The following is a 13,617-nucleotide window of genomic DNA, read 5'->3' as shown; positions in this document are numbered from 1 at the left end:
TTTCGAAAAGAAAAAGCTCCCTCAATTAAGAAAGGAGCTCAAAGGCACGTGCTGGCCAATCGGTAATAATGACATCTACGCCATAGTCAATCATAGTTTGTAAATCTTTGTATTCGTTAATTGTATAAGGGCGGAAAACGTACCCTTGTTTTTGTGCTAGTTGAACAAATTCCTTTGTTAGTAGTTGAAAGTTTGGATGTAAACCAGTTGCGTCTCTATTTTTTGCTTCAGCAATAGGATCAGCAAGTGGTGTATCATATAAAATTGCTCTTGGGATTTCAGGAGCTATTTCTGCTAATAATGAAACAGATTCGTGGTTAAATGATGAGAATACAATTTGATTAGATAGATGATATTCACGAGCGAGAGCAACAGCCTTTTCTTCAATAGTTGGATAGTGGATAACATCTGTTTTTAACTCAATGTTCAGCTGTAAATTTGTTGTAGATAACCAAATGAATACTTCGCGTAACGTTGGAATTTTTGCTTCGTGGAAAGAAGGGTCTTTATAGCTACCAGCATCTAAAGCCTGTAATTCTGCTACCGTTTTTTCAGAAACGAGACCTATGCCATTTGTTGTACGATCTACCGTTTCATCGTGAATCACGACAAGTTCACCATCTTTTGATAGATGAACATCAAGTTCAATCCCATGAGCGCCAATGCGTTCAGCTTCTTGGAAGGCAATCATCGTATTTTCTGGATGTGTTCCTTTTACCCCGCGGTGGGCGAAAATGAGTGGTTTATTCATGCGAAAATCTCCTTATCATCTCTTTTCTTTCATTATGAAACTGCTTTGGGAAAAATACAATTGAATAGGAAAAACATTTACAAAAGTCTAACAGTTGCACAAAAGTTAACGTTAACGTAAAATGTAATAATCCGGTGAAGGGAGGAATAAACATGTATAAAATTGATGAAGTCACAAAGCAAGTTGGTTTAACAAAACGTACACTTCGTTATTATGAGGAAATTGGTTTAATTCATCCCCCTGAACGTAGTGAGGGGAACATTCGTCTGTATACAGACGAGGATATTACCAGAATTAAAAGGATTGTAGAGGCGAAAGAAGTGTTAGGGATTACGCTTCAAGAAATGCAACATTTCTTATCGTTAAAAGAAAGAATGGAGCAAAGAAGAAATAGCGAGAATCCTCGTGACCGCGAAGTGATTCAAGAAATTAAAGAGATGCTTGAAAAACAAGTGCAAACGCTAGACGAGAAAATGGAACAAATGCAGCGTGTAAAGGCAGAACTTGAAGATAGCTTACATCGTGCGGTGGCATTTTTGGAGAGTACAAAAGGAGAATGATCAAAATGGAGAGCAAACAAAAACTAGGGAGATTGATTACGGTGGTGGCTACCTTCCTTGCCTTTTCGGGTATAGGGGTAGTCGATCCAATCTTGCCAAGCATTGCTGAACAGATCGGTGCATCGCATTGGCAAGTAGAGATGTTATTTACAGCATATATTTTAACGATGGCCATTATGATGTTACCAGCTGGAATATTCGCATCAAGATTTGGTGATAAACGAATGATGACGATCGGTCTTGGGATTGTGACTGTATTTGCGTTTATATGTGGTATATCGCAAACGATTGCCCAATTATCTCTTTTCCGCGCAGGGTGGGGATTAGGAAATGCAATGTTCTTCGCAACGGCGATGACACTTTTAATAGCATTAAGTAAAGAAGTTCATGAAGCAGTAGGATTGTATGAAGCGGCTATCGGTTTAGGGATGGCAGGCGGACCGTTGTTAGGCGGGATATTAGGTGGACATTCTTGGCGATACCCATTTTTTGCGACGAGTATTTTAATTTTCTTAGCATTTATTTTAGTTTTCTTTTTTGTAAAAGAACCGGAGCGAAAAGTGAAGCGTAAAGCGGCAGGCGTAGGAGAATTACTTAACCTAGTGAAGTATAAACCGTTTATGCAAGGTGCAATTTCAGGAATGTTATACTACTACGGATTTTTTGTTGTGTTAGCATATTCACCACTTATTATGCATTTATCTGCTATTCAATTAGGATTTGTATTTTGCGGATGGGGATTAGCGTTAGCTTACGGTTCTGCAATTTTAGCTCATAAGCTAGAAGGGAAATATGAACCGAAAACATTGTTGAAAGGTAGTTTACTCGTATTTGCGCTGTTCTTAATCGCACTATTCTTTGTGAAAGTTATGTGGTTACAAATTGTATTAATTGTTCTATCAGGATTAGCATCAGGGTTAAATAATGCATTATTTACAAGTTATGTAATGGATATTTCACCTTATGAAAGATCTGTTACATCAGGTGTTTATAACTTCGTTCGTTGGTTAGGCGGCGCGATTGCCCCCATTTTATCAGGAATCATCGGCCACACTGTTTCACCGCAAAGTCCGTTTTTAGTCGGTGGAATTGTTGTGTTAGTCGGTTGTGTAATGATTTTAATTCCGGTTCGAAAGCCGGTAGAAGTAGAGAGAAAAGCCCTTTCTTAAGAAAGGGTTTTCTTTCCTATTACAGGGCAATCCCTTTTCTGATATATGTTAGAACCCTCTGACTAAAATATATTTTCGGTATTTTTGTACTTTTAACTATACTTTTTGGATGTTTTGTTTTATTTTTGTTAGGGGACATTAATGATGTCCCTATTATAAATTTGCATTGAAAGGCGTGATTGTACGATGGAACTATGGTTCACTGAAAAACAAACAAAACATTTTGGGATTACGGCGCGTATTAACCGCACATTACATACGGAGCAAACAGAATTCCAAAAACTTGATATGGTTGAAACGGAAGAGTTCGGAAACATGCTTATTTTAGATGGCATGGTTATGACAACAGAAAAAGATGAGTTCGTTTATCATGAAATGGTAGCGCACGTACCTTTATTTACACATCCAAACCCTGAAAACGTATTAGTTGTAGGTGGTGGCGATGGCGGTGTTATTCGTGAAGTGTTAAAACACCCAAGCGTAAAGAAAGCAACTCTTGTTGAAATCGATGGAAAAGTAATTGAGTACTCTAAACAATACTTACCATCAATTGCAGGCGCATTAGATAATGAGCGTGTAGAAGTAAAAGTAGGAGACGGTTTCCTACACATCGCAGAAAGCGAAAATGAATATGACGTAATTATGGTAGATTCTACTGAGCCAGTAGGACCAGCAGTAAACTTATTTACAAAAGGCTTCTACGCTGGAATCTCTAAAGCGTTAAAAGAAGATGGTATTTTCGTTGCACAAACGGACAACCCTTGGTTCACACCAGAACTAATTACAACTGTGTTTAAAGACGTAAAAGAAATCTTCCCAATTACTCGTTTATACACAGCGAACATTCCAACTTACCCAAGTGGTCTTTGGACGTTCACAATTGGATCTAAAAAACATGATCCATTAGAAGTAAGTGAAGAGCGTTTCCACGAAATCGAAACGAAATACTACACAAAAGAATTACACAATGCAGCATTCGCATTACCGAAATTTGTTGGCGATTTAATTAAGTAAGAAATCGAGTTTGAACAAATAAAGTGTAGGTAGCTCATTTAAGGTGTTTGTCCAGAAGACTTGAACATGCTAGCTACTTACACTCCTGTAAAGAAAATCGTCTTCTTATTGTTAAAAAAGAAGACACCGGTAAATCGAGAAAGAGGAGCAGCTCGCTCCAAATTTGAGAAATAATGAAAGGTTGGGATACCTTAAGTTCCACACAAGGAGGAAAAGAGTATGCGTTTTGATGAAGCTTATTCAGGTAAAGTATTTATTAAAAGTCATCCAAGTTTTGAAGAGTCAGAGGCAGTTATTTATGGGATGCCAATGGATTGGACAGTAAGCTACCGTCCAGGTTCTCGTTTTGGCCCTGCACGTATTCGTGAAGTATCAATCGGTCTTGAAGAATATAGCCCATATTTAGATCGTGAACTAGAAGAGGTAAAATATTTTGATGCGGGTGATATTCCATTACCATTCGGAAACGCACAGCGCAGCATAGACATGATTGAAGAGTATGTATCAAAACTTTTAGATGCCGGTAAGTTTCCACTAGGTCTCGGCGGAGAGCACTTAGTGTCTTGGCCAATTTTTAAGGCAATGGCAAAAAAATATCCGGATTTAGCAATCATCCATATGGATGCTCATACTGACTTACGTGAGTCATATGAGGGAGAGCCTTTATCCCACTCTACACCTATTCGTAAAGTGTGCGATTTAATTGGTCCGGAAAACGTATATTCTTTCGGTATTCGTTCTGGAATGAAGGAAGAATTCGAATGGGCAAAAGAAGTAGGTATGAACTTATATAAATTTGACGTATTAGAACCGTTAAAAGAAGTATTACCGAAACTTGCAGGACGCCCAGTCTATGTCACAATCGACATTGACGTATTAGACCCAGCTCATGCTCCTGGGACAGGAACGTTAGAAGCTGGAGGTATCACATCTAAAGAATTATTAGATTCCATCGTGGCAATTGCAAATTCAAATATAAATGTAGTTGGAGCAGACCTAGTAGAAGTAGCTCCTGTCTACGACCATAGTGATCAAACACCAGTCGCAGCAAGCAAATTCGTGCGGGAAATGCTGCTCGGTTGGGTGAAATAAAATAAAAGCGGAAGCGGCTCGTTCAGAATGTGAGGGGGATGGAGCTTCAGACGTAGAGGCGCTTTTTGCCTCGAAGGAAGAAGCGAAGCCACCGATCATTCTAGTCGCTGTAGCTGGATAAAGTAAAAGTGAAGCCGACTGTTTAGACCCGGTGACTAAGGTTCTTTCCTGCAAAAGGTGCTTTTTACCTTTTAACAGGGAAGGTTCTTCTTAGACGTAAGGGTCTAGGAGGCGTTGTAGCTAGATAAAATAAGAGCCTCCTATATGAATAGGGGGCTCTTGTTTTGTCGATATGTGTCGGTAAGTCGATATATTTAAAAAATCGCTGATATAATTTCATTTAACGTCACGCAACATAAAAAAGAGCTATTCTCAAACGATGAGAATAGCTCTTTTTCTTATGCAACTTTCTCTTCTGAAGTAATGCCGCGAATTTCATCAGCAGAACGGATTGGATATTTGCGGAATATGATTGATCCGATATATCCAACAATTGTGGTAACGATTCCGCATAATACAGCAGCAATTGTTACTTTTACAACGTCATTAAATCCGAATAAGACAAGAAGTCCTGGGATTGGTGATGCTGTTCCTGGTGCATTATTCACGAGTTGGAACAGAGATGTAATAATACCAGCAAGTGCACCGCCAACGAAGTTTGTCGCATAAATTGGAATTGGATTTGCTGAAACAACATCGGCTTGTGTTAAAGGCTCGATTGCTACAGCGATTGTGTCTTTCTTTGAGCAAATTTTTAGTCGCTTAAAGAAAATAAAGTTCATCGGGGCTGAGGCTGCTACGGCAAGACTACCAATTGCCATTGGTAAACCTGTTAATCCAAGCATTGCAGTTAGTGCCATAGAACTTAATGGAGAGGTAGAAATAACTGTTATTAATCCACCAAGCATAATACCCATAATGATAGGACTTTCTGTAGTTGCAACTGAAATCATAGAGCCGATTTTACCGAGTGTTGCGTTCACGAGCGGATCCATAAGCATTGCCATTCCGCGTGAGATTGGTGCAGCAATAAATAAAATTGCTAAAAACTCTACACCAGCCGGTAATTTCTTTTCGAGAAATTTCACGACGAAAGCGCAAACGTATCCAGCGAAAAATCCTGGTAAAATACCGAATCCACTAGTAGCGATACCGATTAAAACAGCATATACGGGTGAAACGCCGATTGCTAGTGCAACTAAAATCGCCGCCGCGACACCGCTCATACTACCAGAAGCTTCTCCTACTGATTGTAAAAAGTCATTATGAAACATTTCTCCACCGATATAACGGTGAAATGCTTCAATAAGAAAACTTGCGATTGCTGCATTAGCTAAAGCACCCATTGCTTTCATGCCGTAAGGAGCACGGTAACTAAAAAGTGTAAATAGACAAAGTACAACAAGTAATAGTGCTAAACCTTGCAAGATAGCCATTTGAAAACTGTCTCCTTTGATTTTTGTAATAAAAATTCGTATCATTCAATAATAATATAAAAGTTTGTTAAACGGAAAAATTTTTTGATGGGAATTTGCTATAAAGGGAAAAACTCTTACAATAATGTAAGGAAAGTGTAAGGCGTTTCGATAGAGTATAGTATGTTGTTTTTCGTATAATACATGTATAGACATAAGGTTAGTGAAAAAGAAGTGCAAACAGGAGGCGCATTTATGAAATTGGTAATTAAAGTTTTAGCTGTGTTCGCCATTATTTTAGGAGGAACAGCATATTATTTAAATACGAAAACAGAAGGTGTACATGCTTTTGTAGACAACTTCTTTTCAAATAAAGAAATACAAGATTATTATGCGGTTATAGATAAAGGTGAGAAAAAAGACGGTGAATACTTGTATACATTTAAAGGGTATACAGAAGACGGAAAGTTACAAGTTGTGAAAAGAATGATGAACCGTGAATTACATACGGGAGCATTTATAAAAATTTATGCAAAAGGTATGCAAGGAAAAGGATGGGCTGAAATCTCAAAAGAATCAATTCCGCAAAAAGCTTTGGAAAAAATAGAAAAACCATAAAAGGAGCGACTCATTCGCTCCTGTTTTAGTGCGTTAAAATGGTGATGGATGTCTTTTCTTTGTTAGAAATGATTTTTACACGTCCACCAATCGGGAAAGTGAAAATAGGGGTTGTATGCCCGAAACTTGCGTTTGCAATGATAGGGATATGTGCAAGTTCAGGTTTTGAAGCGATCATTTCTTGAATGTCTTCTATTGTACATTCTGCACCTTTTTGCATTCTTCCTATAACAATGCCTTTTACATGTTCAAAGTCAGGTTGCTGCATAAGAGAATGCAAATAACGATCAAAAGTTTTAAGGGTAGCTTTTCCAGTTAAACTATCCTCCTCGAGAAATAATATTTTACCCTGTAAGTTTGGCATATATGGTGTACCTTGTAGTAAATTCAATGTGCTCATATTACCACCGATAATCTCTCCAGTTGCTTCGCCCTCATGAATCGAAACATAACCTCCATTTTGAGACGATACTTAAACTACAAGATGGTGAAATAACCCTAATTTCATCACCTTTTTTCAACTTTGTTGGTAGCACATAACTCACCTCTTTAAATGAAAGAATATTTAGATTTAAAAAACATTTTATCATATGAAATAAAGTGAAAGTGAATTATTTTTTGAAATGGAGTTTTCCTGATTTTTCAGCAGACAGACAGAGGTTTTTTTTGATATGATAGGAAAAGTGATTTATTATAAGTAGTATTTAATATCTATAACATTTGAAAGGTGTGCAAGACGTGGAGAAACAACTTGCAGGCTTGCCGGTACACGTTCATTTCGTAACAGAAATCCGTGAAGGGGCGAGGAAGGAAACCGTTGCTTTTGAAGCAAATGGTCAATACTATGTAAAAGGTCAAGGTACATATGTAACATTCCAAGAGCCGAACGAACAGGGCGAAGTGAAAACAATTATTAAAATTCAAGATGAACAAGTTCTTATTATGCGTTCAGGTGCTGTTTCAATGCGTCAAACGCATGTGAAAGGTGAATGGACAACTGGTACGTATACGAGTGAACTTGGTACGTTTGCATTGCAAACGAAAACTGATAACGTTCTTTTTAAATGGTCGGATGAAAAGAAAAAAGGACAACTCTTCTTAACGTACGCATTGCTTCTAAGTGAACAAGAAGCTGGCAGATATACAATTACACTTAATTTGAAGGAGGCAAAATAATGAATTCTTTAGAACAAGTAAAAGGATTAATTAAAGAAGAAATTCAAGCTGCTGTATTAAAGGCGGAATTAGCGACAGAAGAACAGATTCCAAACGTTGTATTAGAATCTCCAAAAGATAAAACAAACGGTGACTTCTCTACAAATATGGCAATGCAACTTGCACGCGTTGCGAAAAAAGCACCTCGTATGATTGCAGAAGAATTAGTTGCAAACTTTGATAAAGCAAAAGCTTCTATTGAAAAAATTGAAATCGCAGGTCCTGGTTTCATTAACTTCTACATGGATAATAGCTACTTAACAGACTTAATCCCAACAATCGTTAACGCTGGCGAAGCTTACGGTGAAACGAATACTGGTAAAGGTGAAAAAGTACAAATTGAGTTCGTATCTGCGAACCCAACAGGTGACCTTCACTTAGGACATGCACGTGGTGCGGCAGTAGGTGACACTTTATGTAACGTATTAGCAAAAGCAGGGTACGATGTATCTCGTGAGTACTACATTAATGACGCTGGTAACCAAATTCATAATTTAGCTCTTTCTGTTGAAGCTCGTTACATGCAAGCTTTAGGCCTAGAGAAAGAAATGCCAGAAGACGGATACCATGGTGCGGACATCATTGGAATCGGTAAGCTTTTAGCTGAAGAATTTGGTGATCGTTATGCAAAAGCTGATGCAGAAGAAAGCTATGAGTTCTATCGTTCATACGGTTTAAAATATGAGCTAGCAAAACTTCAAAAAGACTTAGAAAGTTTCCGTGTTAAATTCGATGTATGGTTCTCAGAAACATCATTATACAAAAACGGAAAAATCGATGCTGCACTTGCAGTATTAAAAGAGCGTGATGAGATCTTTGAAGAAGGCGGCGCAACTTGGTTCCGTTCTATGACTTACGGTGACGACAAAAACCGTGTATTAATTAAAAACGACGGTTCTTACACATACTTAACGCCAGATATCGCTTACCACCGTGATAAATTAGAGCGTGGTTTTGATAAGTTAATCAACATTTGGGGTGCTGACCACCACGGCTACATTCCTCGTATGAAAGCTGCTATTCAAGCGCTTGGTTACGATAAAGAAACACTTGAAGTAGAAATCATCCAAATGGTACAACTGTATCAAAATGGTGAAAAAATGAAGATGAGTAAGCGTACAGGTAAAGCAGTTACACTTCGTGAGCTTATGGAAGAAGTAGGCGTGGACGCAATGCGTTACTTCTTCGCAATGCGTAGCGGTGATTCTCATTTAGACTTTGATATGGACTTAGCTGTATCAAAATCTAACGAAAACCCAGTATACTATGCACAATATGCTCATGCTCGCGTATGCAGTATTCTTCGTCAAGGTGAAGAGTTAGGATTAGCTACAGGCGGAGATGTGAACTACAAACTTGTTACTTCTGAGAAAGAAGTAGAGTTACTGAAAAAACTTGGTGAATTCCCGGCAGTAGTTGCGGATGCAGCGCAAAAACGTCTGCCACACCGCATTACAAGCTATGCATTTGAATTAGCAGCAGCATTACACAGCTTCTACAATGCAGAAAAAGTATTAAACCAAGATAACTTAGAATTAAGTAAAGCACGTTACGAATTAATGAAAGCAGTACGCACTACACTTCAAAACGCATTAGCAATCGTAGGAGTATCTGCACCAGAAAAAATGTAATTAAGAAAAGCGGAAGCGGCTCGTTCAGAATAGGAGGGGGATGGAGCTCCTGACAAAGAGGCGTAGTTTGCCTCGGAGGAAGGCGCGAAGCCACCGAGTATTCTAGCCGCTGTAGCTGGATAATAAAGAAAAGCGGAGCCGACTGTTTAGTCCCGAAGGCTAAGGTTCTTTCTCACAGAAGATGTATTTTATCTTCTTGTGGGGAAGGTTCTTAGACGGAAGGGGCTAGGAGGCAGAGCTGGACAATAAAGAAAAGCGGAGCCGATTTTTCGCTTTCAGTAAAAGGCAATCACACGATGTTGTGATTGCCTTTTTATATGGAGATAATAAAAAAATAAAATTTTATCAAACAAAAGGAGAATTTGCGTCGTCTTATATAAATGACAGGAGGTTTATGATGGAAGAAAAAGTAGAAGAATTAATTGATATATATAAGCAGCAAATATATTCCTTATGCTATAAATTAGCGAAGACGAAAGAAGATGCAGAAGATATTTTTCAAGAGACTTGGATAAAAGAGTTAAAGGAAATTTGTGAATCGAAAAAAGGTACTTTCAAAGCTACATTGAACGCAAATAAAAAATATGTATTAAATATAAGTGGCTTAATGGTGAAAGATGGATTTGTGAAAGTGAATTGGGAAGCAAAATAAAGGGCCTTGAGAAAGGCCCTTTATTTTATTGGATTGTATACGTAACGGAAAAGCTAACAGGACTATAGTAAACGAAAGGTGCATGAAATTGAACGTACATATTTCCATCTGTTTTTGCAGTGAAAATTCTGCCGTATCCATCAGAATAACGTCCAATAAGTTTATGATCTGAGTCATAGACACTGTAACTAGGAGTTTTGCTATTAGGTTGAATTGTTAACTCTTGTCCCTTTTGAAGGAAAACAGGTTCCTTTTCAGAACTACTTCCAGTTTGCAAAGAATAAAATTTTGTAAAGCTTTGTTCTTGAGTGGCAGCAGCGACCTTTGTTTCAGGAATAAACGCGGTAGCACCAGTAATTCCTGCTAAAGTTAACGCACTGGCTAAAATCATTTTTTTCATAGTAGAAAAAGCCTCCTTATTAGTTGTAATCATTTTTGTTACAGTTAATATTGTATATGATAATGAGTAGGAGGAAATATGCTTTTATGCATATATGTATTTTCTCAATAAAAGACCACTGATAAAAATCAGTGATCTTTTAAATAATTAAGCAGCTTTCTGTTCAGTTTGAGAAACAGGTTTTTGAAGTGTGTTATAAACACCAGTTCCGATAACTTCTAATGCCATTTTCATACGTTCAGGTGAGATATTCTCAAATACGTTATCTTGAGGTGTGTGATATACCTTTTCGATATGATAGATTAATGGATTCCAACTATCGACACCCATCCAAATAAATAGGGCAGCAGGGATCCCAACTTCGGCAAATGGTACGTGATCACTAGAGCCAAATTTACCTTGTAGTACGAGGTCATTATTTAATTGTTTACCTGCTTGTACGGCCGCGTCTGTTACAAGGTTTGGGGAACCGTTAGGCGTCATAGCATATAAATTCTTTGCTTTATCGTAATTTGTTGCAACCATGTCTGCATTAAAGACACCTAAAATTCGATCGCGTTCTTTTTGAGATAGACTATTAACGTAATAATCAGAGCCAAGTAAGCCAGTCTCTTCAGAACCAAAAGCAATAAAACGAATTTCTTTATCAGTTTCTACATTTTGAAAAGAACGAGCTAACTCTAATACTAATCCTGTACCAGAAGCATTATCGTTTGCTCCAGGTGCTCCAACGACGCTATCATAGTGCGAACTTACAACAACAGCTTTTTCATTACCTGTACTATTTTTTGGTTTCTTTTTAGCGATGACATTTAGTGATGTTAAATTAGATTCATGTCTCGCTTTTAGGGAAAGAAGAGTTGTCCCCTTTTTAGCGATTTCTTCTTTAAATGCATTTCCTTGCGCATAAGCAAGACCAAAGACAGGGATAGATTGCTTTTTCGTTAGGCGAGGATTGAACGTTTGTCCATAATTTCCGCGTCCGCCAATTAAACTGTATAAAAGAACACCTTTTGCTCCTTTACTAACAGCATTTTCAACTTGTTTATTATAGTCTGCAACTGTTGTTCCTCTTTCAAATAGAACAATTTTTCCGTTTACTTCATTTGGGATATCCTCTAATTTTGTCCCACCTTGAACAAAGATAAGAGGAGCTGTAACAGCTTCTGTAGAAATTAGTGCGTTAGGGGCAGCGCCAGCTTGCCAATTACGCTTTGTAGATAATGGTGAGTCAATAAATCCAACGTATTGATCAGGCACTTGAAATGGTTGATATTCTACTTCGTAGCCCATTGATTTCAGTTGCATACCAACGTAGCGAGAAGCCCATTCTTCTGATTTTGTCCCACCAGGGCGAGGACCAATTGTTTCGGATAAGAAACGGATGTGTTCGATGGCACGGCTTGCATCAACCTGTTTTGTGACAGGTGAAGTCTGTGTGATTTCTGACGTGGAATCAGCTTTGGCTTGTCCGATTGGAGCTAAGCTAACAGCGAGTGATACAGCAAGCAAAGAGCTTACTATCTTTTGTTTCAAAGATTTTTTCATTTTTTCCTCTCCTATTCTTCTATTCTCTCTGACTGACAAAAGAAGACGGATAACGACTTCATTTTACCTTTATTTTAATTATTTTTCAATATTCTGACATTGAGAAATAAAAAATGCTATATGCATATTTGCATATTTTTGATGGAGATATGTATGCTATCATTTTAAATGAAGGTTCGCTTTCCGCTTGGAAAGCTCCTACATTGCATGAATCTAGTGTACCCAAACTTTAGATTATGTGGAGAGAAGGAACCGCTGTAGGGTTTCTTTTCTCATGTTTGAATCATGTGATGATAAATATGTTTCCGCATTTCATACTTATTATCAGTGATATATGTAAGGCATCCATATGAAAATACGAGGCTGTTCAAAGGGTTTCCGTACTTTTGGACAGCCTCACCCCGTTAAAAGGACGATACGTTAGGTATCGTTCTTTTTTGTATAAAAAAACACCCAATCAAATGATCACTTGATTGGGTGTGAAAAACTATTAATAATATTTTTTTCGTTTTGTAGCTAAAATACTTAACAATCCAGCTAGTATAAGTACGATACCTACTGTTTGTGTAGGATCATTTTTGTGACCTGTATTTGGAAGTTCTTTACCCGTATTTCGGTCATCTTGCTGTTTGTTTATCTGTGTTTCAGGATTTTCTTTTTCTAGTTCTTCGGAAGTTCCGTTACCATGTGTTTCAGGATGTCCTTTTTCTAGTTCTTCAGAAGTTTCTTTACCTGTTTCCTCTTCTTTATTAGGAGGAGTAATTGGTTTATCATCTCCACCTGATGAAGAGTCGATTTTTTTATTTGAAACTGTAATTTGTAGTGGTGTAGCTTGAGCCTTTTCAATTGTAAAGTTTATTGGTGATGCATCTAATTGATAGCCTGTAGGAGCTTTTGTTTCCACTAATTGATAATTACCAGGTTTCAAATCATTTATGATTAATTTACCATGCCCGTCTGTTTGTAAACCTTCTCGTACTACTTTTCCGTCTTGATCTAAAATATTGAAAATGGCACCTTCAAGTGTTCCATGGTGATCCATATCAACTTTAGTTAACTCCATTGAACCTGTTGTTAAACTATTTAAAGCTGTAACAGAAGTAACTTGAGATTGTCCTTTCGTAATTGTGAAAGGAATTGGCTTAGCGCTTAAATCGTATCCAGTAGGAGCTTTCGTTTCAATAAACTGATAGTCTCCCGGACGTAAATCAGAAACAGAAATTTTACCATCTTTATCAGTAGTTAAATTAGAGCGAACGTCATTGCCGTTCATATCAACAATTTTAAAGATAGCTCCTTCAAGAGCAGAACCGTCGATGTCGTCGACTTTAGCTAATTCAACAGCACCCTTAGTTAAGCTATTTGTAGCAGTAACAGAAGCTGTAGCCGTTTGACTCTTTTCAACAGTAAACTTGATTGGATTTTGATTTAAGTCGTAATGAGTAGGAGCTTTCGTTTCAATAAACTGATAGTCTCCCGGACGTAAATCAGAAACAGAAATTTTACCATCTTTATCAGTAGTTAAATTAGAGCGAACGTCATTGCCGTTCAT

The 13,617-nt window shown here is 37.7% G+C and carries 13 protein-coding genes and 1 pseudogene; 8 read left to right on the top strand and 6 right to left on the bottom strand.

All coding sequences use genetic code 11. The annotated features are described in order from the left end of the window. Nucleotides 1-25: 25 nt before the first annotated feature. Nucleotides 26-751, bottom strand: a complete 726-nt coding sequence (locus tag ACTFOB_RS19155) for a glycerophosphodiester phosphodiesterase (RefSeq protein ID WP_440027512.1) — start codon at nucleotides 749-751, stop codon at nucleotides 26-28. Nucleotides 752-903: 152 nt separating this feature from the next. Here ACTFOB_RS19155 and ACTFOB_RS19150 point away from each other — a divergent pair, with 152 nt between their 5' ends. From ACTFOB_RS19150 to speB, 4 genes are all read left to right on the top strand, one after another. After that, entirely contained in the window at nucleotides 904-1,311 is a 408-nt protein-coding gene (locus tag ACTFOB_RS19150; RefSeq protein WP_440027514.1) for a MerR family transcriptional regulator, read from the top strand. Between the two features lie 5 nt (nucleotides 1,312-1,316). Then, complete coding sequence (locus ACTFOB_RS19145; protein WP_440027516.1) at nucleotides 1,317-2,480, top strand: MFS transporter; 1,164 nt, start codon at nucleotides 1,317-1,319, stop codon at nucleotides 2,478-2,480. A 186-nt stretch (nucleotides 2,481-2,666) separates the two neighbouring features. After that, complete coding sequence (gene speE / locus ACTFOB_RS19140) at nucleotides 2,667-3,494, top strand: polyamine aminopropyltransferase (protein ID WP_000424696.1); 828 nt, start codon at nucleotides 2,667-2,669, stop codon at nucleotides 3,492-3,494. Between the two features lie 219 nt (nucleotides 3,495-3,713). Continuing rightward, nucleotides 3,714-4,586: an agmatinase gene (speB, locus tag ACTFOB_RS19135; protein WP_061680052.1), complete on the top strand. Its 873-nt coding sequence runs from the start codon at nucleotides 3,714-3,716 to the stop codon at nucleotides 4,584-4,586. 398 nt (nucleotides 4,587-4,984) lie between these two features. Here the strand turns inward: speB and ACTFOB_RS19130 are convergent, their stop codons facing one another. Continuing rightward, nucleotides 4,985-6,022 (bottom strand): PTS sugar transporter subunit IIC, encoded by a 1,038-nt coding sequence (locus tag ACTFOB_RS19130; RefSeq protein ID WP_097817108.1) that lies wholly within the window; start codon nucleotides 6,020-6,022, stop codon nucleotides 4,985-4,987. Nucleotides 6,023-6,256: 234 nt separating this feature from the next. Between ACTFOB_RS19130 and ACTFOB_RS19125 the strand changes: the two genes are divergently transcribed. Beyond that, entirely contained in the window at nucleotides 6,257-6,619 is a 363-nt protein-coding gene (locus ACTFOB_RS19125) for a YxeA family protein (protein WP_061680051.1), read from the top strand. A 25-nt stretch (nucleotides 6,620-6,644) separates the two neighbouring features. On the opposite strand, the pseudogene ACTFOB_RS19120 reads toward ACTFOB_RS19125, so the two are convergent. Next, nucleotides 6,645-7,082, bottom strand: a pseudogene (locus tag ACTFOB_RS19120) (LD-carboxypeptidase); the annotation flags it as partial. Nucleotides 7,083-7,357: 275 nt separating this feature from the next. Between ACTFOB_RS19120 and ACTFOB_RS19115 the strand changes: the two are divergent. From ACTFOB_RS19115 to ACTFOB_RS19105, 3 genes are all read left to right on the top strand, one after another. Beyond that, nucleotides 7,358-7,795, top strand: a complete 438-nt coding sequence (locus ACTFOB_RS19115) for a DUF1934 domain-containing protein (RefSeq protein WP_000414868.1) — start codon at nucleotides 7,358-7,360, stop codon at nucleotides 7,793-7,795. Beyond that, the gene (argS, locus tag ACTFOB_RS19110; RefSeq protein ID WP_001086441.1) at nucleotides 7,795-9,465 is read left to right on the top strand and encodes an arginine--tRNA ligase; all 1,671 of its coding nucleotides are present in this window, start codon (nucleotides 7,795-7,797) and stop codon (nucleotides 9,463-9,465) included. Before ACTFOB_RS19115 ends, argS begins: the two co-directional genes overlap by 1 nt. A 394-nt stretch (nucleotides 9,466-9,859) precedes the next feature. Continuing rightward, nucleotides 9,860-10,117 (top strand): sigma factor, encoded by a 258-nt coding sequence (locus ACTFOB_RS19105; protein ID WP_440027520.1) that lies wholly within the window; start codon nucleotides 9,860-9,862, stop codon nucleotides 10,115-10,117. Nucleotides 10,118-10,142: 25 nt separating this feature from the next. Here ACTFOB_RS19105 and ACTFOB_RS19100 read toward each other — a convergent pair whose 3' ends face one another. From ACTFOB_RS19100 to ACTFOB_RS19090, 3 genes are all read right to left on the bottom strand, one after another. Next, nucleotides 10,143-10,517 carry a hypothetical protein gene (locus ACTFOB_RS19100; RefSeq protein WP_440027521.1) on the bottom strand — a complete coding sequence of 125 codons (375 nt, stop codon included), beginning with the start codon at nucleotides 10,515-10,517 and terminating at the stop codon, nucleotides 10,143-10,145. Between the two features lie 147 nt (nucleotides 10,518-10,664). Beyond that, nucleotides 10,665-12,065: a M28 family metallopeptidase gene (locus ACTFOB_RS19095; RefSeq protein WP_440027523.1), complete on the bottom strand. Its 1,401-nt coding sequence runs from the start codon at nucleotides 12,063-12,065 to the stop codon at nucleotides 10,665-10,667. A gap of 490 nt (nucleotides 12,066-12,555) precedes the next feature. Next, nucleotides 12,556-13,617, bottom strand: a 1,062-nt coding sequence (locus ACTFOB_RS19090) for an MSCRAMM family protein (protein WP_440032734.1), incomplete at its 5' end; no start/stop codon positions are given.

The sequence above is a fragment of the Bacillus cereus group sp. MYBK79-1 genome (assembly GCF_051915365.1).
Lineage (GTDB): Bacteria > Bacillota > Bacilli > Bacillales > Bacillaceae_G > Bacillus_A.
The sequence above is the reverse complement of the archived record's forward strand: the minus strand, read 5'-3'. Positions and strand labels throughout refer to the sequence as shown.

Bases quoted from the DNA above. Each gene is read 5' to 3' on its own strand.
- ACTFOB_RS19155 (WP_440027512.1), bottom strand. From the start codon at position 751: ATGAATAAACCACTCATTTTCGCCCACCGCGGGGTAAAAGGAACACAT.
- ACTFOB_RS19150 (WP_440027514.1), top strand. From the start codon at position 904: ATGTATAAAATTGATGAAGTCACAAAGCAAGTTGGTTTAACAAAACGT.
- ACTFOB_RS19145 (WP_440027516.1), top strand. From the start codon at position 1,317: ATGGAGAGCAAACAAAAACTAGGGAGATTGATTACGGTGGTGGCTACC.
- speE (WP_000424696.1), top strand. From the start codon at position 2,667: ATGGAACTATGGTTCACTGAAAAACAAACAAAACATTTTGGGATTACG.
- speB (WP_061680052.1), top strand. From the start codon at position 3,714: ATGCGTTTTGATGAAGCTTATTCAGGTAAAGTATTTATTAAAAGTCAT.
- ACTFOB_RS19130 (WP_097817108.1), bottom strand. From the start codon at position 6,022: ATGGCTATCTTGCAAGGTTTAGCACTATTACTTGTTGTACTTTGTCTA.
- ACTFOB_RS19125 (WP_061680051.1), top strand. From the start codon at position 6,257: ATGAAATTGGTAATTAAAGTTTTAGCTGTGTTCGCCATTATTTTAGGA.
- argS (WP_001086441.1), top strand. From the start codon at position 7,795: ATGAATTCTTTAGAACAAGTAAAAGGATTAATTAAAGAAGAAATTCAA.
- ACTFOB_RS19105 (WP_440027520.1), top strand. From the start codon at position 9,860: ATGATGGAAGAAAAAGTAGAAGAATTAATTGATATATATAAGCAGCAA.
- ACTFOB_RS19100 (WP_440027521.1), bottom strand. From the start codon at position 10,517: ATGAAAAAAATGATTTTAGCCAGTGCGTTAACTTTAGCAGGAATTACT.
- ACTFOB_RS19095 (WP_440027523.1), bottom strand. From the start codon at position 12,065: ATGAAAAAATCTTTGAAACAAAAGATAGTAAGCTCTTTGCTTGCTGTA.